This window comes from Dokdonia sp. Hel_I_63 (assembly GCF_007827285.1).
Classification (GTDB): domain Bacteria; phylum Bacteroidota; class Bacteroidia; order Flavobacteriales; family Flavobacteriaceae; genus Dokdonia.
In genome coordinates this window covers 1,336,930-1,358,452 of the sequence record NZ_VISD01000001.1, presented here as the reverse complement: position 1 = coordinate 1,358,452, position 21,523 = coordinate 1,336,930, and the positions used below count along the sequence as shown (strand labels likewise).

General features: G+C 38.2%; 23 protein-coding genes. 13 read left to right on the top strand and 10 right to left on the bottom strand.

Features of this window, described 5'->3' with window-relative positions; all coding sequences use genetic code 11:
• Window positions 1–58: 58 nt before the first annotated feature.
• Window positions 59–445, bottom strand: coding sequence for a hypothetical protein (locus tag JM84_RS06005; RefSeq protein WP_013749948.1), 387 nt, complete (start codon window positions 443–445; stop codon window positions 59–61).
• Window positions 446–766: 321 nt separating this feature from the next.
• Window positions 767–1,774, bottom strand: coding sequence for a thioredoxin-disulfide reductase (trxB, locus tag JM84_RS06000; protein ID WP_144783244.1), 1,008 nt, complete (start codon window positions 1,772–1,774; stop codon window positions 767–769).
• 282 nt (window positions 1,775–2,056) lie between these two features.
• On the opposite strand from trxB, the gene JM84_RS05995 reads away from it, so the two are divergent.
• From JM84_RS05995 to JM84_RS05960, 8 genes are all read left to right on the top strand, one after another.
• A complete protein-coding gene (locus tag JM84_RS05995) occupies window positions 2,057–3,172 on the top strand; it encodes a PQQ-dependent sugar dehydrogenase (protein ID WP_144783242.1) in 1,116 nt (371 codons plus the stop codon).
• Window positions 3,172–3,597 carry a c-type cytochrome gene (locus JM84_RS05990; protein ID WP_144783240.1) on the top strand — a complete coding sequence of 142 codons (426 nt, stop codon included), beginning with the start codon at window positions 3,172–3,174 and terminating at the stop codon, window positions 3,595–3,597. The genes JM84_RS05995 and JM84_RS05990 overlap by 1 nt, the downstream gene beginning before the upstream one ends.
• A 178-nt stretch (window positions 3,598–3,775) precedes the next feature.
• Window positions 3,776–4,543, top strand: a complete 768-nt coding sequence (locus JM84_RS05985; protein WP_013749952.1) for a ParA family protein — start codon at window positions 3,776–3,778, stop codon at window positions 4,541–4,543.
• A gap of 1 nt (window position 4,544) precedes the next feature.
• Window positions 4,545–5,450, top strand: a complete 906-nt coding sequence (locus tag JM84_RS05980; protein ID WP_144783238.1) for a ParB/RepB/Spo0J family partition protein — start codon at window positions 4,545–4,547, stop codon at window positions 5,448–5,450.
• Window positions 5,440–6,042: a DUF5683 domain-containing protein gene (locus tag JM84_RS05975; RefSeq protein WP_144783236.1), complete on the top strand. Its 603-nt coding sequence runs from the start codon at window positions 5,440–5,442 to the stop codon at window positions 6,040–6,042. The genes JM84_RS05980 and JM84_RS05975 overlap by 11 nt, the downstream gene beginning before the upstream one ends.
• Window positions 6,043–6,045: 3 nt before the next feature.
• On the top strand, window positions 6,046–6,750 hold the full coding sequence (dapB, locus tag JM84_RS05970) for a 4-hydroxy-tetrahydrodipicolinate reductase (RefSeq protein WP_144783233.1): 705 nt from the start codon (window positions 6,046–6,048) through the stop codon (window positions 6,748–6,750).
• 54 nt (window positions 6,751–6,804) lie between these two features.
• A complete protein-coding gene (gene lepB / locus JM84_RS05965) occupies window positions 6,805–8,424 on the top strand; it encodes a signal peptidase I (RefSeq protein WP_144783231.1) in 1,620 nt (539 codons plus the stop codon).
• A 3-nt stretch (window positions 8,425–8,427) separates the two neighbouring features.
• On the top strand, window positions 8,428–9,063 hold the full coding sequence (locus JM84_RS05960) for a WbqC family protein (RefSeq protein WP_144783229.1): 636 nt from the start codon (window positions 8,428–8,430) through the stop codon (window positions 9,061–9,063).
• Here the strand turns inward: JM84_RS05960 and JM84_RS05955 are convergent.
• The 7 genes from JM84_RS05955 to JM84_RS05925 form a co-directional block, all read right to left on the bottom strand.
• The gene (locus tag JM84_RS05955; RefSeq protein WP_144783227.1) at window positions 9,047–10,072 is read right to left on the bottom strand and encodes an endonuclease/exonuclease/phosphatase family protein; all 1,026 of its coding nucleotides are present in this window, start codon (window positions 10,070–10,072) and stop codon (window positions 9,047–9,049) included. The genes JM84_RS05960 and JM84_RS05955 overlap by 17 nt on opposite strands.
• Before the next feature lie 3 nt (window positions 10,073–10,075).
• Window positions 10,076–10,960 carry a rhomboid family intramembrane serine protease gene (locus JM84_RS05950; protein ID WP_013749959.1) on the bottom strand — a complete coding sequence of 295 codons (885 nt, stop codon included), beginning with the start codon at window positions 10,958–10,960 and terminating at the stop codon, window positions 10,076–10,078.
• 9 nt (window positions 10,961–10,969) lie between these two features.
• Complete coding sequence (locus JM84_RS05945; RefSeq protein ID WP_013749960.1) at window positions 10,970–11,704, bottom strand: rhomboid family intramembrane serine protease; 735 nt, start codon at window positions 11,702–11,704, stop codon at window positions 10,970–10,972.
• A gap of 2 nt (window positions 11,705–11,706) precedes the next feature.
• Window positions 11,707–13,581, bottom strand: a complete 1,875-nt coding sequence (gene mutL / locus JM84_RS05940; RefSeq protein ID WP_013749961.1) for a DNA mismatch repair endonuclease MutL — start codon at window positions 13,579–13,581, stop codon at window positions 11,707–11,709.
• A 12-nt stretch (window positions 13,582–13,593) separates the two neighbouring features.
• Window positions 13,594–13,881: a hypothetical protein gene (locus JM84_RS05935; RefSeq protein ID WP_013749962.1), complete on the bottom strand. Its 288-nt coding sequence runs from the start codon at window positions 13,879–13,881 to the stop codon at window positions 13,594–13,596.
• 180 nt (window positions 13,882–14,061) lie between these two features.
• Entirely contained in the window at window positions 14,062–14,559 is a 498-nt protein-coding gene (gene ribH / locus JM84_RS05930) for a 6,7-dimethyl-8-ribityllumazine synthase (RefSeq protein ID WP_013749963.1), read from the bottom strand.
• A gap of 50 nt (window positions 14,560–14,609) precedes the next feature.
• Window positions 14,610–15,395 (bottom strand): tetratricopeptide repeat protein, encoded by a 786-nt coding sequence (locus tag JM84_RS05925; protein WP_013749964.1) that lies wholly within the window; start codon window positions 15,393–15,395, stop codon window positions 14,610–14,612.
• 143 nt (window positions 15,396–15,538) lie between these two features.
• Here JM84_RS05925 and recF point away from each other — a divergent pair, with 143 nt between their 5' ends.
• Genes recF through JM84_RS05910 form a run of 3 tightly spaced genes read left to right on the top strand, consistent with a single transcriptional unit; the run spans window position 15,539 to window position 17,387 of the window.
• The gene (gene recF / locus JM84_RS05920) at window positions 15,539–16,630 is read left to right on the top strand and encodes a DNA replication/repair protein RecF (RefSeq protein WP_013749965.1); all 1,092 of its coding nucleotides are present in this window, start codon (window positions 15,539–15,541) and stop codon (window positions 16,628–16,630) included.
• 47 nt (window positions 16,631–16,677) lie between these two features.
• Window positions 16,678–17,094, top strand: a complete 417-nt coding sequence (locus tag JM84_RS05915; RefSeq protein WP_013749966.1) for a hypothetical protein — start codon at window positions 16,678–16,680, stop codon at window positions 17,092–17,094.
• Window positions 17,094–17,387 (top strand): DUF721 domain-containing protein, encoded by a 294-nt coding sequence (locus JM84_RS05910; RefSeq protein WP_013749967.1) that lies wholly within the window; start codon window positions 17,094–17,096, stop codon window positions 17,385–17,387. The genes JM84_RS05915 and JM84_RS05910 overlap by 1 nt, the downstream gene beginning before the upstream one ends.
• A gap of 71 nt (window positions 17,388–17,458) precedes the next feature.
• Here JM84_RS05910 and argS read toward each other — a convergent pair whose 3' ends face one another.
• Entirely contained in the window at window positions 17,459–19,237 is a 1,779-nt protein-coding gene (gene argS, locus JM84_RS05905; RefSeq protein WP_013749968.1) for an arginine--tRNA ligase, read from the bottom strand.
• A gap of 177 nt (window positions 19,238–19,414) precedes the next feature.
• Here argS and JM84_RS05900 point away from each other — a divergent pair, with 177 nt between their 5' ends.
• Window positions 19,415–19,846 carry a hypothetical protein gene (locus JM84_RS05900; RefSeq protein ID WP_013749969.1) on the top strand — a complete coding sequence of 144 codons (432 nt, stop codon included), beginning with the start codon at window positions 19,415–19,417 and terminating at the stop codon, window positions 19,844–19,846.
• Between the two features lie 5 nt (window positions 19,847–19,851).
• A complete protein-coding gene (locus tag JM84_RS05895; protein ID WP_013749970.1) occupies window positions 19,852–21,285 on the top strand; it encodes an SDR family oxidoreductase in 1,434 nt (477 codons plus the stop codon).
• The last annotated feature ends 238 nt before the right edge of the window (window positions 21,286–21,523 follow it).

Genomic DNA, 21,523 nt, shown 5'->3' with positions numbered 1-21,523 from the left:
GAGGGAGTCAGGGAGATGCCTGCAAGAATAATAAACGAATTTAATCTCTTGGAGGTAGTTATTTTGAGAAGTACATATATAGAAGTAAACCTCCTATTGTATAGAGAAGCACACCAAAAAGCGAAATAATATTATAGCTCCTAATTTTCTTAATATATCCGAGCTGAGAGAAACGTTTATAGTTATCATCTTCATTAGAAAGAAAATTTACAATACCAAATGGGAAAAATAGATAGAATAACTTCAACGATAATTCTAAGGGTTCATTCATTCTTTTCTCTGCAAATGATAATTTTTGAATGAGTTTTTCATCATCAATTGTATGAGCATTAGAAAACTTCAAACGAATTTTTAATTCATCAACCGTCATTTTCTTCTTGACTAAATAATCAATTATTTGCTCAACACTTTTATCATTGAAATATGAGGTGTGTAAAGAATCCATTTGAATTGATTTGATTTGATTTGATTTGATTTGATAAGTTTCAAAAATAAGATTTTTGAAGTCGTAAGTAATTCATGATAATATTACTCTTTGAATTTCACTTCGACGAATTAAGTAAGTGATAAAAAACGTCTCCCCCAGCCCCTCTTCGAAGAGGGGAACACTCAGAGGGCTTTGTATTTTGCTTCGCAAAATACAAAGCCTTAAATCACAACAGTGTCCCTCTTTGAAGAGGGAGTCAGGGAGATGCCTGCAAAGAATCACAAGCAAAAAAAAGACAGCTCTAGCTGTCGTTTTTAAATTCTATATAAGGTATGTCCTTTACTGACGTGCAGCTGGAACCTCATCCACATAAGTAGAACCTACTCCTGGCTCGTCTTGTGGAAGCTCGTCTTTAGAAGCTAGGTAACGCTCTGCGTCTAGGGCTGCCATACATCCTGTTCCGGCAGCGGTGATTGCTTGACGGTACACGTGATCTGCTGCATCTCCAGATACAAATACTCCTGGTACGTTCGTTTTAGAAGTTCCTGGTGTATTGATAATATATCCAGTCTCATCTAACTTTAAATATTCTTTAAATATATCTGTGTTAGGCTTGTGCCCTATCGCTACAAAGAATCCAGTTGCAGCAATATCATGCTCTTCACCAGTTACATTATTCTTTACTCTTGCTCCTGTCACACCTACATCGTCACCTAATACCTCAACAGTTTCTGTGTTGAAAAGGATTTCAATATTCTCTGTTTTCTTAACACGGGCAGCCATAATTTTTGATGCTCTAAACTCGTCACGACGTACGAGCATTGTTACTTTCTTACATAGTTTAGAAAGGTAGTGCGCTTCCTCACAAGCACTATCTCCAGCACCTACGATTACCACTTCTTGACCTCTATAAAAGAATCCATCACAAACAGCACAGGCAGATACACCTCCACCCATTTTAAGATACTTCTGCTCAGAAGGTAATCCTAAATATTTTGCACTTGCTCCTGTAGAGATGATAATTGATTCTGCATGTATTTCCTTTTCTCCGTTGATCCACGCTTTATGCACGTCTCCAGAAAAATCTACTTTAGTCACCCATCCGTCACGCACATCTGTATCAAAACGCTGTGCTTGCTTCATTAACTGCACCATCATTTCTGGTCCAGTAACTCCATCTACATACCCAGGGAAATTCTCTACTTCATTTGTAGTTGTAAGTTGGCCACCTGGCTGCTGCCCTTGGTATAACACTGGTGCCATATTTGCACGTGCTGCATATATTGCTGCGGTATATCCCGCTGGTCCTGAACCTATGATAAGGCATTTTACTTTTTCTACTGACATACTATATTATTTTAAGCTTTCGCGAAAGCGTAATAAACACTTTTACAATCGCACAATTCTTATTTATATCTTCCTTACAAAAGTAGGTTTTACAAGCCAAACCTTACAATCAAGTTATCAAGAAAACCCATTGCTTTATCACCAAAATTGATATAACTGACTACGAGCTTACTCTTGCATAGATTAAAGATAAGATTCTAACCTCTAACACGTGTTTTCAAATTGTTAATACATCATAGAGTGTGGTGATTATTCTGTAATTTGCCATTAAAATTAAAACTTATGAAAATTCGCATTACTCATATACTCATATTGCTAGTAACAAGTGTGGCTTGCGCGCAAGAAACTAGAGAAAATGATGTCACACTAACCTCAAACCTAGATTATACCTATGAGGTTATTGTTCCAGAACTTACTAACCCTTGGGGACTGGCGGTATTGCCAGATGAGTCTATGCTTATCACTGAAAAAAGTGGAGAGCTCATACACTTTAAGGATGGCAAGAAGACAATGATTACTGGAGCTCCAGAGGTGGTAACGCGTAATCAAGGTGGTTTACTTGACATACGCTTGCATCCAGATTATGTGACTAATGGCTGGATTTACATTACGTACTCATCACCAGAAGGCGAAAAAGATGGTGCGATGACGGCACTTATGAGAGCAAAATTAAAAGACGGCGCGCTTACCGAAAAGAAGGTATTATACAAAGGAAGCCCAAACACGCGAAAGGGACATCACTTTGGCAGTCGTGTGCGTTTTGATAAGGATGCATACCTCTACTTTTCTATAGGAGATCGTGGTGAAAGAGATCAAAATCCGCAGGATATTACTCGTGATGGAGGTAAGATTTATAGACTCAATGCAGATGGAAGTATCCCTACAGATAATCCTTTTGTAGGTCAAGACGGAGCAAAAGAGGCTGTTTTCTCTTACGGACATCGTAATCCGCAAGGAATGGCGGTACACCCTGAGACAGGTAAGATATGGATACACGAGCACGGACCACGTGGAGGCGATGAGATTAATATCCCAGAGGCTGGTAAAAACTTTGGGTGGCCAGTAATTTCTTATGGTATCAACTATAGCGGAACTACGTTTACAGAAATTTCAGAAAAAGAGGGAATGGAGCAGCCAGTGTATTACTGGGTTCCTTCTATCGCTCCTTCTGGGATGACTTTTGCAACCAACACTGGTGATACAAAACTTGACGGTAACTTATTAATAGGTTCGCTTAAATTTGAATACCTAGAGCTTGCCATTTTAGAAAATGACAAGGTAGTTGCTCGTGAAAAATTACTAGAAGATGTAGGTCGTGTGCGCAATGTGATTAATCACAATGGCACTATCTATGTAGGTGTAGAGGGAAAAGGAATCCTTAAACTAGTTAAGAAATAATGAAGCTACTTATAAGTTTATGTACGGCAGGAGTTAGTGTGTTTTTATTTTTCGCGATAGCGGAAAAAGAAGTTTACACATCACAAGACCCACTTGCCGAATCAATAGAACGTGGTGCAGAGGTATATCAAGACTTTTGTATACAATGTCACTTAGGCAAAGGAGAAGGTGTAGCAGGAACTTTCCCGCCGCTGGCAGGTTCAGACTGGCTCACAGAAGATCGTTATAAAGAGGCAATAAAAGCTGTAAAATATGGACAACAAGGTCCTATAACTGTAAACGGTATTGACTATAATGGCGTGATGGCAAACCTAGAACTTTATGAGGATGAAGTGGCAGATGTGATGAATTACATCATGAATAACTGGGGGAACACTCAAAAAGAAATGATTACCGAAGAAGAGGTAAAAGCTATCTCAAAATAAAACCAACAGATTTTATTTCTTAATTAATGGAAATAGTTGTCTTGATTTTACTGGTGTTATCCACTACTTTCTAAAATATCGATGAGCCGAGAATATTCTTCTCGGCTTTTTCATTTCTAATCCATTTCAATTACCCATTTTAAATTGTATTTTTACCTCCTAATCGTCCTCAAATTTTATGGGTAAAATAATTGCTATTGCAAACCAAAAAGGTGGTGTAGGCAAGACCACTACTTCTGTTAATCTCGCTGCCTCACTAGGTGTGCTAGAGAAAAAAGTACTCCTTATTGACGCAGATCCTCAGGCTAATGCAACCTCTGGACTAGGCATTGATGTAGAAACCGTAGAGGTAGGAACATACCAACTACTAGAGCATACTAATAATGCAGAGGAGGCGATTATAAAGACGTCTTCACCTAACCTTGATATCATTCCCGCACACATTGACCTTGTTGCTATAGAAATAGAACTTGTAGATAAGGAGGCTCGTGAGTACATGATGAAAAAGGCGATAGGTCACCTTAGAGATAAGTATGACTATATACTTATAGATTGCGCACCGTCACTGGGCTTACTCACACTTAATGCGCTTACAGCGGCAGATTCTGTAATTATCCCAATTCAATGTGAGTATTTTGCACTAGAGGGATTAGGAAAATTATTAAATACTATAAAAAGTGTTCAAAAAATTCACAACCCAGATTTAGATATCGAAGGGCTTTTGCTCACAATGTTTGATTCAAGACTACGATTATCTAATCAAGTGGTTGAAGAGGTTCAAAAACATTTTAGTGAAATGGTTTTTGAGACAATCATACAACGTAACGTACGTTTAAGTGAGGCACCTAGTTATGGCGAAAGCATTATTAACTACGATGCAGCAAGTAAAGGAGCTACTAATTACTTGAGCCTAGCTCAAGAACTTATTACAAAAAATAATAGCTAGAATGGCTAAAGCAACAAAAAAACAAGCGCTAGGTCGCGGACTTTCGGCATTACTGAAAGATCCAGAAAACGACATTAAGAGCGCCGAAGATAAAAATGCAGACAAGGTTGTAGGTAATATCATTGAGCTAGATCTAGGTGATATTGATGTGAATCCTTTTCAACCCCGTACAAGTTTTAATGAGGAAACTTTAAGAGAGCTTGCTTCATCTATACGCGAACTAGGCGTTATACAGCCTATTACGGTGCGTAAGATGAGTTTCGGTAAGTACCAATTGGTTTCTGGAGAGCGTCGTTATAGAGCTTCAAAATTAATAGGTAATGCTACGATTCCTGCATACATACGTATTGCAAATGATAATGAGAGTCTCACGATGGCTCTTGTTGAAAACATACAGCGACAAGATCTTGACCCTATAGAAATCGCACTTTCATACCAGCGATTAATAGATGAGATTAACCTTACGCAGGAACAAATGAGTGACCGCGTGGGTAAAAATAGATCTACAATCACAAATTACTTACGTTTATTAAAACTAGATCCTATTGTACAAACTGGTATGCGTGATGGCTTCTTGTCTATGGGACATGGTCGTGCACTTATCAATGTAGATGATACTAGTGACCAACTGGATATTTATGAAAAAATCTTACAAGAAAAACTTTCGGTAAGACAGACTGAGGCATTGGTAAAAAATTACCATGCTACCTCTATCATTGAAACACCTACAGAGCAAAAGGAAGAAACTCCTAAGTTCATTAAAAAAGGAACTAAAGACTTTGCTGAGTATTTTGGAGCAAAAGTAGATATCAAAGTGGCAAAAAATGGTCGCGGAAAAATTTCTATTCCTTTTTCTTCAGAAGAGGACTTTAATCGCTTACAGAAATTAATTAAAGGTGCAAAGTAACAAATACCTCTTACTGGTTTTTTTATTGTGTTTTTACGCTTTCGCGAAAGCGCAACAAGACGCTCCTGCCGAAACTATCATAGATGCAGATGAGGTAGCAGGCGTATCTAGCAAAGAGCCTTACGACCCATTGAGACCAGCTAAAGCCGCTTTTTACGGTGCTGTGTTTCCTGGTCTAGGTCAAATTTATAATAAAGATTACTGGAAGCTTCCATTAGTATATGGAGCTCTGGGCTCGACGATATATGGTGTCTCCTTTAATGGTAATCGGTCTGAACGTTTTAGAACAGCCTTTAAAGATAGACTTGCCGGTCGTCTAGATGAGTTTACCAGAATCAATGAAGATGGTACTACTACCGAAATCTTTTCTGATGATGCACTTATTAATGGTCAAGATCAATTTAGAAGAAGAAGAGATCTTTTTATCTTAGTTTCGGCTGGGGTTTATATTCTCCAGATTATAGAAGCAAATGTGGATGCACACTTATCACAATATGATGTGGATGATGATTTGACTTTTGGTCCAGCACTTTATTTTGACGACTTAGGGCAGACCATGAATTATGGACTCTCTTTTAATTACAAGTTTTAGTATATGAAAATAGCACTCCTAGGTTATGGCAAAATGGGTAAAACCATTGAAAGCATTGCCACAGATAGAGGTCACGAGATTGTAGCAAGAGTAAACTCTCCTGAGAGCTTTACTCTCGCAGATGCAGATGTTGCCATTGATTTTAGCATCCCTGATAGTGCTGTAGACCATCTTACAAAATGTTTTGAAGCAGGAGTACCCGTTGTTTCTGGAACAACAGGTTGGCTGGACAACTATCAAGATATGATTGCTCTTTGTACTAAGAACAAAGGTGGATTCATTTATGCTTCAAACTTTAGCGTAGGCGTTAATTTATTTTTTGAGTTTAATAGAAAACTCGCAGCTATCATGGCGCCTCATAAAGACTATAAAGTCGATATGACCGAGATACACCACACTCAAAAACTAGACGCACCTAGCGGCACCGCTATCACACTTGCAGAAGGTATTATTGAAGCATCAGATTATACAGCTTGGGATCTCAATGAAGGACAGAACATACAAGAAAATCACCTCCCAATTTCTGCCGAAAGGGAAGGAACTGTACCCGGCACACATATTATCAACTACAAAAGTGAGATAGATACTATAACCCTAAGCCACGAAGCTCATTCTAGGCAAGGATTTGCTCTAGGAGCCGTAGTTGCCGCAGAATGGTTACAAGGAAAACAAGGAGTTTTCACTATGAGGGACGTTTTAGGTCTTTAACTTGTAACAATATCTAATAACGTAAGACCAACTTACAGATTCAAAATATTATAGATGACACTTATACAATGGTTTATATTTTTTCTAATTGTTCAAGCAGTACACTTTGCTGGAACTTGGAAACTCTACGTACGCGCTGGTCGTAAAGCATGGGAAGCAGCAGTACCAGTTTACAATGCAGTAGTACTCATGGGTATTATAAATCGTCCTAAATGGTGGACCATTTTGTTATTTGTACCTATCGTAAACCTTATTATGATACCTGTAGTATGGGTAGAAACTGCTAGATCATTTGGCTTTAACACGTTTAAAGATACAGCGCTTACGGTGCTCACAGGAGGATTGTATTTATACTACATCAATTACGCCACAGATGCTCCATACAAACACGATAGAGATATTAATCCTAAATCGTCTAGCGGAGAATGGACAAGCTCATTATTATTTGCAATAGTTGCTGCAACATTAGTGCATACATACTTTATGCAACCATTTGTAATCCCGTCTTCGTCACTAGAGAAAACATTACTTGTAGGTGATTGGTTATTCGTAAGTAAATTTCATTACGGAGCAAGAACACCTATCACTACCGTAGCAACACCTATGCTGCATGACACCATTTACGGTACAAAAACCAAGAGTTACTTATCGAGACCACAATTACCTTACTTTAGACTTCCTGGTTTTCAAGATATCAAGCGTAATGATATTGTAGTTTTTAACTGGCCAGTTGATACGCTTACAGATATTACACCTGGTCACATGCGCGGTAGCGTGCGCAAGCCTATAGACAAGAAGTCTAACTATGTAAAGAGAGCTGTAGGTGTACCTGGAGATTCTCTTGAAGTACGCGATGGCTATGTATATATCAATGGAGAGCAAAACGATCTTCCAGATCGTGCTCGTATTCAGTTTAGCTATAAGATTGTATCTAAGGAGCTACTCGTAAAACGAGCTACAGATGTAAATGGGAATTATGTAGTACCTACAGATCTAGTGAATGGTCGCTATGAAATTTCTGATATTTACTTATCTGGGGCAGAAGGACCGAATGGACCGTATGAACACATGGCGCACGCAAGTGAGGCAGCCATTGAAAAATTAAAAAACAATGCAAATATCATAAGTATTGAACGCACACGATATGATGTGAGAGAAAATAACAATGGAATCTTTGGAGCCATGCCAGGCCGAGCTTCTAGTGTAGATAACTTTGGGCCTATTTACATTCCAGAAGAAGGTACCACAGTAGCTATAAATACAGAGAGTCTTCCTTATTACCAGCGCATCATTGAAGTTTATGAAGGTTATGAAATGGGTAGAGAACGTGAAATCACAGTTAACGGTAACCAAATATTGATGAATGGTGAGCCTCTTACCGAGTATACTTTTGAGCAAAATTATTACTGGTTAATGGGTGATAACCGCCATAACTCGCAAGATGCGAGAGCGTGGGGTTACGTTCCTTTTAATCACGTAGTAGGTAAGCCTGTGTTTGTATGGTTTAGTAAAGACGCAAACGTTCCTGGTTTTAACGGAATACGATGGGATCGTGTATTTACAACCGTAGGTGGTAATGGACCTTTAGTAAGTTATCGCTACTGGTTTTTAGGAGCCTTATTATTATACATAGGATGGTCTTTCTTTAGAAAGAAAAAACAGGCTAAGAAGTAATTTATGAAACCAGCTCTTATTACCGTAGGCTACTGTGCTCCTATTATACAATATGCCGTAATTTATCAAACCGAACAACTTCACATTGAAGCTAAGGGGAATTTTCAAAAGCAATCGTACCGCACGCGTATGAAGATTGCTACATCTACTGGTGAGTTAACACTCATTGTTCCTATTCTTCACCGAAAGAATAAGACTGAGCGCCAACAATATTATGATGTAAAGATTGAGAATAAATTTCACTGGCAACGTGATCACTGGAGGTCTCTAAAAATTGCATATCAAACCTCACCATACTTTGAGTATTATGAGGACGATTTTGAGCATTTATATCATACGACTTATGAAAGCCTTATAGACTTTAATAACGCTTGTCATGCTGTTATTATGGAGTGCTTGCAACTAGAAATCACACCTATTCTTACTGAAGAGTTTTTTAAAAATCCTGAACAACTAGATTATAGAGATCTCGTTCAGGCAAAAAAAGAACCAAGCTATCCTTTACCGGAATATCACCAACTCTTTAACGAGAATCATGGCTATTTATCTAACCTAACTATTCTTGACTTACTATTCAATCTCGGCCCAAGCGCACAAGATTATCTAGCAAAGGTTGATCTATCTAACGAGCTAGCATAAGAGTCGCCATAGAAGGCTTGTGATCACTTAAATCCACATCGTAGGTTTCAAAGTTTGTAACCGGTAAAGACTCATTTACTAAGATAAAGTCTATACGCAAAGGAATGATGTCAAACCAGAAGGTTGCTCCTGTTCCTGATCCCGCTTTCGCGAAAGCGTCAACCTTATCACCTTTCACCTTGCGATACATATAAGAAGTAGCGCTATTATTAAAATCGCCAGTTACGATAACCGGATAGGGAGATATAGCTTCGTTATTTAAAAACTTAGCAACCTGAGTTTCTTGCTTTTCAAAAGCTTGACCCAATCTACCCAGTAATTTTTTTGAGTTCTCCTTTTGCAAGTTTGCTAAATTAGGAGATAAACTGAAAGATTGAAAATGCATATTATACACTCTTACTGTATCAGTAGCAGTCGCTATATCTGCGTAAATTCCATTATTACCAGTATTTTCAAAATCCAATGAACCACTATTGATAATTGGATATTTTGAAAAAATCACCTGACCAAAAGATTTACTAGGAGATTTCATCACTTTGTACTCATAAGGATAAACCTTCTCATCAGGTTTAAATCCTGGGTAATATTCTTGAAAAGAAACAACATCAGGGTTTTTATCTGAGATTAGCTGTATGGTACGTTCACCTACTTTAACCTCATCAGACCAACCATGAATATTAAACTGTCGCACATTATAGGTAAGCACTTTTAATGTGGTTCCATCACCTATATCCTCACCTCCACCTATACGTACAAGAGAGAAAATATGTGTAATCCCTAAGGCTAGAATAATAGCAGATAATAACAATTGCTTCCTTCCTCTGAAAAGCCAATACATCAAAAACAAAAAGTTGATGATAAGCAATACAGGAAGCACAAGGCTAAGCACTGAAAGTGCTGGAAAGATATGTGGAGGTATAAATGGTAATAAATAACTAGCTAATAGAAGTACGGCAAATATGCTATTTACAAAGAAGATAATCTTACCGAAGAATTCGAGCTTTTTCATCTCTTATTCCTTACCGGCTTTAAATAAAAAATCCTTCTCAGCCTTAGACAGACTATCGTAACCGCTTTTACTAATCTTATCTAGAATAGCATCTATGCGTTGTTGCTGCTCAGATTTTGATCCAGTTGCAGTACTTCTCGTTTTAGACCCTGCATTCTTTGCTGTTCTATGTACCGTACGAAGCGGAGATTTCTTTTCTTTTTTAGGTGTTTTAGTAAACCAACTTGTTACAGAATCCATGATTTTTTCAAACCACAATCCAATGTCATTACCTTTAAGTAATTGCTTTGCATATATAAATCCAAAAGCCGCACCACCTAAGTGAGATATTAATCCTCCAGCGTTTCCAGAATCTAGCATTAATAGGTCTCTAAGCACTACAAATACTGCAATCCACCATAGCTTAATGTTAAATGTAAATATCCTTATCTCTGCATTAGGTGTGTATGTACCTATGAAGACTACAATTGCATTTACAGCCGCACTTGCACCTAGCAACACACCTGTACCTCTAAATGCTGGAAGTACATTATATAATAATGCAAAAAGTGTTCCTCCAGCGATAGCTCCTAGAAGGTAAATTGCTATAAATTTCTTTTCAGAAAAAATGTTTAAAACAAACCTTGAGAAGACATAAAGCCACACCATATTCCAAAACAAGTGCCCAAAACCAGCATGTAAAAAAGCATATGTAAGTATACTCCACGGCTGCTGCAAGAATCTCACAAAGTCTGATGGCAATACAAAGTATCTACTAAAAAAATCTGATCCTAAACCAGATATCCACGGGATAATATTAAAAAGCAAGTACACAGCTACATTGATCACAATCAATTTGATTGCAATATTTGCGGTACTATATTTATATGCTAGTGATGTATTTGCCATATGTAAATATCAATATTGACCTAATCCTTGTTTCTTCCAGTAGAACATCATTACAAATCCAAATAAAGCACCTCCAAAGTGAGCCCAATGTGCAATGTTTGCCCCAAAAATTGAAAAGCCTGTTACTCCAGAAAATAAATCTATCCCCACAATGATAGGTATAAAGTATTTAGCCTTGATAGGTACAGGAATAAATAGTAATCCTAATGAAGCATTAGGAAACAGCATCCCAAACGCTACAAGTAATCCCATTATTGCACCAGATGCACCAACTGCAGGCACAGCGAATGACTCGTATAACTCCTGAGCGGTTTCTCGTGGTATAACCTCACTAAATGAACCTGTACTTAGAATACTTTTTATATCCTCAGCATTAAAACCTAAGGCCATTATAGCATCGCTTGCGCTATTAAAATGATAATAATTGACGAGTGTATGTATAAGTGCTGCACCTAATCCTGCCGAAAAATAGAAGAATACAAATCGTTTTTGTCCAAGTGCATTTTCGATAGGGCTTCCAAACATCCAAAGCGCATACATATTAAAAAGTATGTGCATAGGGCTTCCCATATCATGCATAAACATATGCGTGAGTGGCTGCCATACTTGCCAGCTAGGATTTTCAACAAACCATAATGCAAATAATTGCATCGCTGGATCTGGTTTAATAATAAACAGAGATCCTAGATAGAAAATCACGTTAACTATCAGTAGTATTTTTACTGTTTCAGTTATTCTTCCCATACCTACTTAAATTTTCTTTCTAAGTCTTCACTTGTCATTGTCACAAACGTCTTGCGATTAGTAGGTGAAATACTCGGTTCTTTACAAGCAAAAAGGCTATTTACTAGATGCTCTCTAGATGCACTATCTAATGATACGCCACCTTTTACAGCTAGACTTTTTGCCATACTCTTAGCTAGTGTATCCGTTTGACTAAAGCCACTATCTGGCACCTCGTTTTCAAGATCACTTAGTAATTGATCTATCACCACTGGCACTTGGCTCTCTGTGATAGAAGTAGGAATTCCGTTTATCTCAAGAATATCTCCGCTTATAGTCCCAAAGATAAAACCTGTGTTTTCTAGACCAGCTTTGAGTTCTTCAATAAGGGCTAGCTCTGTAGTACTATAAGCCAAGGTTAATGGAAATAACAATTGCTGACTTACAGATTCCTTTACCGTGATGTTACGCAAGAACTCTTCATAAAGGACACGCTGGTGCGCTCTATGCTGATCTATAATCACCATCCCACTTTTGATGGTACTAACTATATACTTATTATTAAGTTGATAGGTAGATGATTCATTTTGAGAAGACGAAGTCGGGGTACTATGCTTAGCACCATTAAGTCCGCTCTCAAACATATTTGGAGTACTCACCTCTTTCTCAAAAGTCATGGTACTTACGGCAGTTGCTTGAGATTCCATCCCTTCATACATATTCTCCCACCCAGCAGCACTAGGCTTCTCAAATTCTGGACGTTGCGCTCCACGTTTTGGAGGCGCTACGTTTTCAAAGGGATTAAATGTGCGGTCTACTTCTATCTTAGGCGTCACAATACCCTTATTTTTATAATCATAAGGAGTATCGAGTTCGCTATCGCGATTAAAATCGAGTACTGGCGCAATACTAAATTGCCCTAAACTATGCTTGATGGTACTGCGTAGCATTGCGTATAATGCATGCTCATCATCAAACTTTATCTCTGTCTTGGTAGGGTGTATATTAATATCAATCGTACTTGGATCTACCTTAAGGTATAAGAAGTAGCTCGCTCTAGCTCTTTCTGGCAAGAGACCATCAAAAGCTGCCGTTACAGCATGATTGAGATATGCGCTTTTTATAAAACGATCATTTACAAAAAAGAACTGCTCCCCTCGTGTCTTCTTAGAAAACTCAGGTTTTACTACAAATCCGTCAATAGTAAGGATGTCTGTCTCTTCTTGAACGGGAACTAACTTCTCATTAGTCTTACCACCGAAAATAGCCACAATACGTTGTTTAAGATTCCCTTGAGGTAATTGAAACAACTCACCCTCATTATGATACATTGCAAAAGCAATATCTGGATGCGCAAGTGAAACACGTTGAAACTCGTCAATTACATGACGTAGCTCAACACTATTAGATTTTAAGAAATTACGCCTCGCTGGAATATTAAAAAACAGGTTTTTTACAGAAAGCGAAGTTCCCTTAGGCGTAGCACAAACCTCTTGTGCATTAATCTTACTACCTTCTATCTCTATGCGCGTTCCAACCTCTGCTCCTTCTGGACGCGTCTTAAGTTCTACATGAGCAACTGCGGCAATAGATGCAAGTGCTTCCCCACGAAAACCTTTTGTATTTAAATTAAATAAATCATCTGCTGTAGTAATCTTAGATGTCGCGTGACGTTCAAAACTCATGCGAGCATCAGTATCACTCATTCCTTTTCCATCATCTATGATCTGGATCAGGGTTTTACCAGCATCTTTTACTATAAGTTTAATGGTAGATGCTCCTGCATCTATAGCATTTTCAAGTAATTCTTTTACCACAGAAGCTGGACGTTGCACAACTTCTCCCGCAGCGATCTGGTTTGCTACGTGATCGGGTAAGAGTTTTATAATGTCTGCCATTAGGACTTACGGTTATAGCGGATTTGTAAATATGGATAAGTCGAAGTCTATTATCCAAAGAAATAATAATACCATGAGAATGAATACAATTGCGATTGTACGATTATATCCACCTTTACGACTTTCTTGGAGCTCATCCCACGCAGTAGTAAACTTTTTCTTTAGTCCACCATTGTAGTTAAGCGTTTTACGATGCTCATCAAAGCGTCCTTCTATCTTAAAAGGACTCCCTTCCTTATCGCTATTATAATAGCGCGGCTCGTAACTATACTTCTTGTTTGTGCGTTTTATAATTCCCATAATACTGTTGTTTCAAAGATACAATATCGTATCCAAAAAGCGTACCGTTCCATTCATTCTCCCTAGAGAATTAAGAACAATCACACCAAACGGAAACACAAATAGTACAACAACTACTATGAGATATAAAAAATTATTGTTTGTTTATCACGCTTTCGCGAAAGCGTAACCCTACAACATTTAGAACTTTGCATCTTTTCTCAATTGCGCCATTTTTATAGCTGCAATCGCTGCTTCTGTTCCTTTATTACCGTGTATACCGCCACTACGAGCTCTAGACTGCTCTATGTTATTATCTGTAAGTACACAGAAAATCACAGGAATATCTTGTTGCAAGTTCAGGTCCTTAATTCCTTGAGTCACTCCTTCACATACAAAATCAAAATGCTTAGTCTCACCTTGAATCACGGTACCGATGACGATAATAGCATCTAGCATGTCATATGCCTGTATCATCTTTTTAGCTCCATAGATGAGCTCAAAGGCTCCTGGAACATTCCAGCGCACAATATTGTCGTTAATTGCCCCACAATCCTTTAAAGCGTCAAATACGCCTTTAAAGAGTCCTTCTGTGATCTCATCGTTCCACTCAGAAACAACAATCCCAAACTTGAAGTCTTTCGAGTTTGGGATGGTTGCTTTATCATAGGCCGAGAGGTTGTTACCTGCTGTTGCCATAATAGTAATTTATGTTATAGTACAAAGCGCTTTAAATGCGCTAGTCTATGTTATTTTGCTGCTTGCGCGCGACCTAAGTATAAGTCTACTTGACTTGCATACTCAGATGTTGCATACTCTTCTTTAATACGAGTAAGATGCTTTACTGCTGCATCCATCTTTCCTAGATCGATTGCTGCTACACCTGCTTTAAATAAGAAACGTGGTGTTGTAAAGTCATTTGCGTTCATCCCTGCTGCTTTCTCATAATAATCAAGAGCCTCATCTGCTTGACCTAGTTGCATGAATGCGTCACCTATTGCTCCTTTTGCAAGTGGTGCTAGCATTTTATCATCACTAGAAAAATCTTGCAAGTGAGTAATTGCGTTTTGATAATCTTTAATCTCAAGGTAAGACATTCCAGCATAATAGTGAGCAAGGTTACCAGAAGGAGTTCCTCCATAGTTATCTGCTACGTCTAAAAGACCGTACTTACCGTTCTTTCCATTAAGTGCCACCATATATAGTGAATCTTTAACAGAAGTATTTGTTGCTTCTAGTGCTGTTGTAAAGCTTTCTTGAGCAACTACAAGCTCATTTGCTGCTTCTGCTCTTGCAGGTTCTGCAACAAATTTACTGTATGCTAGGTACAATAAAGCAATCACAAGGATAGCTATGATAACTCCTATCACAGGTTTTTGGTTTTTTTCAAACCACTCCTCTGCTTTATTCGCTCCTTCATCTAGTGATTCAAAGACCTCTGCCGTTGTGCTTTCGCTATCATCTATAAACTCTTCAACTTCTTCCTTTTCAGGCTTCGTTTTCGATTTATATCCTCTTTTATTATATGTTGCCATATTTCGTCGTTTATTAGTCGGGCAAAAATATAATATTTATTGAATTATGAAAGGGAAATTAATGCTTAATTTTGAAGACTAATAAAGCACTATTACTAGATGTACTAAGCTTTTGTAAAAGCGTTGCACACCTACACCACCCTATGATTCTGAAATCTCTCTCTCTTATCAACTACAAGAATTTTGAGTCCAAGGACTTTACCTTTGATGCAAAAATAAATTGTTTCGTCGGAAATAACGGCGTGGGGAAGACTAATATACTCGATGCGATTTATCACTTATCCTTTGGTAAAAGCTACTTTAATCCAGTTACTAGTCAGAACATAAATCACGATGCAGATTTCTTTGTAGTAAACGGAGTTTATGAAAAAGACGGTCGTGATGAGAAAGTCGTGGTTAGCGCAAAAAAAGGTAGCAAGAAAGTAATAAAACGCAATGCTAAGATATACGAGCGTTTTGCAGATCACATAGGCTTTTTACCACTTGTTATTATCTCACCAGCAGATAGAGATCTTATTACCGAAGGAAGTGACACCCGCCGTAAATTCATAGATGGCGTAATCTCACAAAGTGACAAAAGCTACCTCTCTAACCTTCTAGGATATTCTAAAATACTTGCTCAAAGAAATGCCTTGCTCAAATATTTTGCAGCAAATAGCACCTTTAATGCAGATACACTCGCCGTTTACAATGAGCAACTTGAAGGCTTTGGAACTCCTATTTTTGAAAAGCGCAAACAGTTTTTAGAACGCTTTGCTCCTATATTTAACGAGCGCTACAAAGCGATAAGTGGCGGCACAGAGCATGTGACACTTACCTACAGCAGTACACTAAGCGACATGCCGCTCAAGCACTCTCTTACTAATGCGCTAGCAAAAGATCGCTCCTTGCAATACACAAGCGTAGGTATTCATAAAGATGATCTTCAATTTGAAATTAATGGTCATCCCGTAAAAAAGTTTGGAAGTCAAGGTCAGCAAAAATCATATCTCATTGCCTTAAAACTAGCACAGTTTGATTTTATAAAGCAAGAAAGTGGCACCACGCCGCTACTGTTACTTGATGATATTTTTGACAAGCTAGATGAAAGTCGAGTGCAACACATCATTGAGCTAGTAAACACCAATGATTTTGGCCAACTATTTATAAGTGACACCCATCCGGAACGCACGGAAAGTGTGGTGAAAAATATTCATCAGAGTTATGAGCTTTTTCATCTGGAACGCGCTCAATAAGACATTCTTTTTATCGTATTTTGCATTTCAACTTTTAGTACACTTTCGTGAAAAATTTATACCTACTACTCATTCTAGCCATCACTCTAGGCTGCACACAGTCTAATGAGGAAAAACTAAAACACATAAGCGGTTATTGGGAAATTGCTTCCATTGAAAACCTTAACGGACAAGTAAAAGAGTTCAGCATGAGTCAGAATATTGACTTCTTTGAAGTAAATGCAGACGGAAAGGGTGTTCGTAAAAAAGTACAACCTAACGTAGTAGGAGAATTTACAACGTCGCAATCTAGCGAAAACATCAATGTAGTTTACAAGGATGATTTATTACTACTAGAATATGCTACTCCGATGGACACCTGGCAAGAAATCGTAAAGAAAGCAACTACCGATGAGCTTGTCTTAATCAATGAAGATGGACTCATATATACTTACAGAAAATACACACCCCTAGCACTCGATTAATGGCAAAAAGAAACACAGACCCTATTTCCATAAGTCAGGCCTTAGGAGAATTTGTTGAAAAGAATAAACTCAACAAAGGAATGGATAAAGTGGATGTTACAGGCGCATGGTTTGCACTCAATCCAGCTTTTGAAACCTACACTACTTCCATACGTTTTGAGAGGGAAACACTATTTGTAAACCTAAGCTCTTCCGTCTTTAGAGAAGAACTCTCTTATGGAAAGGAAAAAATTCTCAAAATGATCAATGAAGAATTAGGTAGAGAGGTTGTGAAGAAGATTGTGTTGCGGTAATCATCCGTAATAGATAAGCATAAAAAAAGCGAGACTTTCAGTCTCGCTTTTTTTATGTGTAATTGATCTCCCTACATACGTTCTGGAACCTCAATCCCAAGCAAGCTGAAGGCACTTTCTATTACCAGCCCTACTTCTTTACTAAGCGCTACACGGAAACTTTGATCCTCTATATTATCTGTACCCAAAATCTGTACTTGCTGGAAGAATGAGTTATATTCTTTTACCAAATCATAGGTATAGTTTGCAATAATGGCAGGACTCTTTTGCGCCGCAGCCAGTTGTATGGTTGCTGGATATTCTTGAATGATTTTAAGTAATTCCTTTTCTTTAGGATGCAATGTTCTTTCCTGAGCAATTTCCACAGGAACATTCATTTCCTTTGCCTTGCGCAAGATTGCCTGGATACGTACGTAAGTATACTGTATAAAAGGACCTGTATTCCCTTGAAAATCTACAGACTCCTTAGGGTCAAATAAAATACGCTTCTTAGGATCTACTTTTAATATGTAGTACTTAAGAGCTCCAAGACCTATCGTCTTATAAAGTGCTTTTTTCTCTTCATCAGAGTAGCCTTCTAGTTTCCCTAATTCTTCAGAGATTTCACCTGCTGTTTGTGCAACTTCGTTTATGAGATCATCTGCATCTACTACAGTTCCCTCACGAGATTTCATTTTTCCAGAAGGAAGATCTACCATACCATAACTTAGATGGAACAGGTTCTCTGCCCAGTCGTATCCTAGTTTTTTAAGAATCAAGAACAATACTTGGAAGTGATAATCCTGCTCGTTACCTACGGTATAAATCATACCGCCTACATCTGGATGGTCTTTTACACGTTGTATTGCAGTACCTATATCCTGCGTCATGTATACCGCAGTACCATCTGCACGCAACACAATTTTTCTATCTAGACCATCTTCTGTAAGGTCACACCATACAGAACCATCTGGATCTTGCTCAAAAACTCCCTTTGCAAGACCTTCTTCTATATTATCTTTCCCAAGTAAGTATGTGTTACTCTCATAGTAATAGCTATCAAAATCTACTCCTATATTTTTATAAGTAACTTCAAATCCGTCATATACCCACTCGTTCATCTTCTTCCACAAGGCAACAACCTCAGCATCTCCAGCTTCCCACTTGCGTAGCATTTCTTGAGCTTCAAGAATAAGCGGTGCTTCCTTCTTTGCTTCTTCTTCTGTTTTTCCAGCAGCAACTAAATCTGCTATTTGCTTTTTATATTCTTGGTCAAACTTCACATAATAATTCCCGACCAACTTATCTCCTTTAAGACCTGTAGATTCTGGCGTCTCGCCATTACCAAAACGCTCCCAAGCGAGCATAGATTTACAAATATGAATCCCACGATCATTAATGATCTGCGTTTTATACACTTTTGATCCTGCAGCTTTAATAATTTCAGACACAGAGTATCCCAGTAATACATTACGCACGTGACCTAAGTGAAGTGGCTTATTTGTGTTAGGTGATGAGTACTCCACCATTACTGCCTTTCCAGACTCTGGTGTTCTTCCAAAATTTTCGGCTGCTTGTATATCTGCAAATGAAGACATATAAAAGCTATCTGCAATTACAAGATTCAAGAAACCTTTAACCACATTAAATGCAGTGATCTCTGCCACATGCTCCACAAGGTATTCCCCTATTTGTGTGCCTATTTGCACAGGGTTTCCTTTTACCACTCTAAGCATCGGGAAGACTACCACCGTAATATCTCCTTCAAATTCTTTCCGCGTTGCTTGAAATTCCACTTCTGGAAGCGTTGCGTTGAATAGTTGGCTTACTGCCGTTTTTACGTGAGTTTCAATGGTAGATTGTAAAGACATAGATTCTTAATGATTGGTACTGGTTGGGTTTGTTACGCTTTCGCGAAAGCGTAATAGAAACATTTATAAAACGTAAAAATCCCCTATTTACGGGTATTACGTGAAGCACAAAGATATGTGAAAATTGAAAGTTAGCGCACAGAATCCATAGCGAAACTCGTATCTTTAAAAGAAAAAATGCTATTAAATGTATCTTACAACAACCCAGATGTAAAACGCAAAATAGATGCCGAGGTGGGTGAAGCCTTTGGACTACGCGAGCGCATCAAACAAGGCGGCATAGGAATAGGACACTTAGTGATCACAGAATCAAGTGTACAGATTCAAAATTTTCTTGCGCTAGATAAATATCGCAACAAGTGCAACATAGAGTTGCGACCAAGAGGAATTATCGTAGGCTTTAGAGCATTACTAGACAGTTATGCGCTGATAATCCCATACTGGAAATTAAACCTCTACAAAGGACGCGCCGAGGAATATAGCATCTATCGTGACAGTTATTTCATTAAGATAGAGGCAAAAGCAAAGGATAAAAAAGTACATAACTTTATCAAACGTATTCTTCAAGAAAAAGCTGCACAAGCTCCTACTAACATAGACGACCTTTAAACCATATGAAAATCTTACTCACAGGAGCAAATGGCTATATCGGGATGCGCTTGCTCTCCATGTTACTAGAAGCAAAACACGAGGTTATTTGTGCGGTGCGCAATGAAGCTAGACTTTCTGTATCAAAAAAAATAAGAGAGCAGATCACCGTTGTAGAAATTGACTTTCTAGATGAACCAGATATTTCAAAAATACCTGTAGATATTGATGCGGCTTATTACTTGCTCCACTCCATGAGCTCAAGCACGTCAGATTTTGACGAGAAAGAAGAACTTTCGGCAATAAACTTCAATAAGTACATCGCTCCCACAAATTGCAAGCAAGTTATTTATCTAGGTGGTATCGCAAATGACAAAACACTCAGTAAGCACTTAAAATCGAGACAAAATGTAGAGACTACATTGCGCAAAGGTAAAGCTGCGCTTACCGTATTGAGAGCAGGAATTATAGTAGGTTCTGGAAGCTCATCTTTTGAAATCATAAGAGATTTATGTGAGAAGTTACCGGTAATGATTACCCCAAAATGGGTGCAAACCAAATGCCAACCCATAGCCATACGTAATGTGATGCAATACCTCACAGGCGTGCTAGGGAATGAACAAACGTATAATGACCAGTTTGATATAGGTGGTCCAGACGTACTCACGTATCGCGATATGATGCAACGATATGCAAAAGTGCGCGGCTTGAAATTATACATACTGACCGTACCAGTCATGAGTCCAAAAATATCCTCTTACTGGTTGTATTTTATAACCTCTACATCTTATAAACTTGCACTCAACCTCGTAGATAGCATGAAAATAGAAGTAGTCTCAAAAGACACTAGGCTACAAGATTTACTACAGATAACTCCTATTTCTTATGAGGAGGCTATTAATTTGGCTTTCGCCAAAATTGAACAAAATCAAGTAGCCAGCTCGTGGAAAGATAGCCTCGTAAGTGGCCGACTCAAAACGAATCTTGAAGAGTATATACAAATACCCACATATGGATGCCTCAAAGACAGACAAACTGTACAGCTTAAAGACAGGGAACTTGCTCTAGAAAATATCTGGGCGATAGGTGGTGACAGAGGCTGGTATTATGCAGACTGGCTCTGGAAAATTCGCGGATACGTAGACAAACTTGCAGGCGGAGTAGGCCTGCGCCGAGGGAGAACGCATAGCAATAAGATTTACACCGGTGACGTACTTGACTTCTGGAGAGTACTACTCGCAAGTAAAGAAGAACCACGACTACTACTCTTTGCCGAAATGAGAGTACCTGGAGAAGCCTGGCTAGAGTTTACAATAGATGAAAACGACGTATTGCATCAAACAGCAACCTTTAGACCTAAAGGATTGTTTGGCAGACTATACTGGTATAGTATGCTCCCATTTCACTACTTTATTTTTGGAGGTATGATTAGAAATATAGCTACTAAAAGATTTAAGTAGTATATAAAAAAGGCGCACTAGAAAAAGTATGATTGAAAGATTATATGGTTCCTTTTTAAATCCTACTAAAAAAATTTACCTGTACTGCTTATGCAGTTAAATTATAAAAATGAAAACTACAAACATTTTTAAAATTGCTACTTTCAAAACTTATATCTAGAACGCCTATATGATAAATATAACGTCTTATTTTTTAAAAACCAATGATTCACCAATGCATTAGATGAACAACACAATG

Coding starts and splice junctions, on each gene's coding strand:
- lepB (WP_144783231.1), top strand. CDS start 6,805: ATGACACTTATACAATGGTTTATATTTTTTCTAATTGTTCAAGCAGTA.
- JM84_RS05985 (WP_013749952.1), top strand. CDS start 3,776: ATGGGTAAAATAATTGCTATTGCAAACCAAAAAGGTGGTGTAGGCAAG.
- JM84_RS05910 (WP_013749967.1), top strand. CDS start 17,094: ATGGCAAAAAGAAACACAGACCCTATTTCCATAAGTCAGGCCTTAGGA.
- JM84_RS05945 (WP_013749960.1), bottom strand. CDS start 11,704: ATGGGAAGAATAACTGAAACAGTAAAAATACTACTGATAGTTAACGTG.
- ribH (WP_013749963.1), bottom strand. CDS start 14,559: ATGGCAACAGCAGGTAACAACCTCTCGGCCTATGATAAAGCAACCATC.
- mutL (WP_013749961.1), bottom strand. CDS start 13,581: ATGGCAGACATTATAAAACTCTTACCCGATCACGTAGCAAACCAGATC.
- JM84_RS05960 (WP_144783229.1), top strand. CDS start 8,428: ATGAAACCAGCTCTTATTACCGTAGGCTACTGTGCTCCTATTATACAA.
- JM84_RS05935 (WP_013749962.1), bottom strand. CDS start 13,881: ATGGGAATTATAAAACGCACAAACAAGAAGTATAGTTACGAGCCGCGC.
- recF (WP_013749965.1), top strand. CDS start 15,539: ATGATTCTGAAATCTCTCTCTCTTATCAACTACAAGAATTTTGAGTCC.
- argS (WP_013749968.1), bottom strand. CDS start 19,237: ATGTCTTTACAATCTACCATTGAAACTCACGTAAAAACGGCAGTAAGC.
- JM84_RS05925 (WP_013749964.1), bottom strand. CDS start 15,395: ATGGCAACATATAATAAAAGAGGATATAAATCGAAAACGAAGCCTGAA.
- JM84_RS05950 (WP_013749959.1), bottom strand. CDS start 10,960: ATGGCAAATACATCACTAGCATATAAATATAGTACCGCAAATATTGCA.
- JM84_RS05955 (WP_144783227.1), bottom strand. CDS start 10,072: ATGAAAAAGCTCGAATTCTTCGGTAAGATTATCTTCTTTGTAAATAGC.
- JM84_RS06005 (WP_013749948.1), bottom strand. CDS start 445: ATGGATTCTTTACACACCTCATATTTCAATGATAAAAGTGTTGAGCAA.
- JM84_RS05900 (WP_013749969.1), top strand. CDS start 19,415: ATGCTATTAAATGTATCTTACAACAACCCAGATGTAAAACGCAAAATA.
- dapB (WP_144783233.1), top strand. CDS start 6,046: ATGAAAATAGCACTCCTAGGTTATGGCAAAATGGGTAAAACCATTGAA.
- JM84_RS05995 (WP_144783242.1), top strand. CDS start 2,057: ATGAAAATTCGCATTACTCATATACTCATATTGCTAGTAACAAGTGTG.
- JM84_RS05980 (WP_144783238.1), top strand. CDS start 4,545: ATGGCTAAAGCAACAAAAAAACAAGCGCTAGGTCGCGGACTTTCGGCA.
- JM84_RS05990 (WP_144783240.1), top strand. CDS start 3,172: ATGAAGCTACTTATAAGTTTATGTACGGCAGGAGTTAGTGTGTTTTTA.
- trxB (WP_144783244.1), bottom strand. CDS start 1,774: ATGTCAGTAGAAAAAGTAAAATGCCTTATCATAGGTTCAGGACCAGCG.
- JM84_RS05895 (WP_013749970.1), top strand. CDS start 19,852: ATGAAAATCTTACTCACAGGAGCAAATGGCTATATCGGGATGCGCTTG.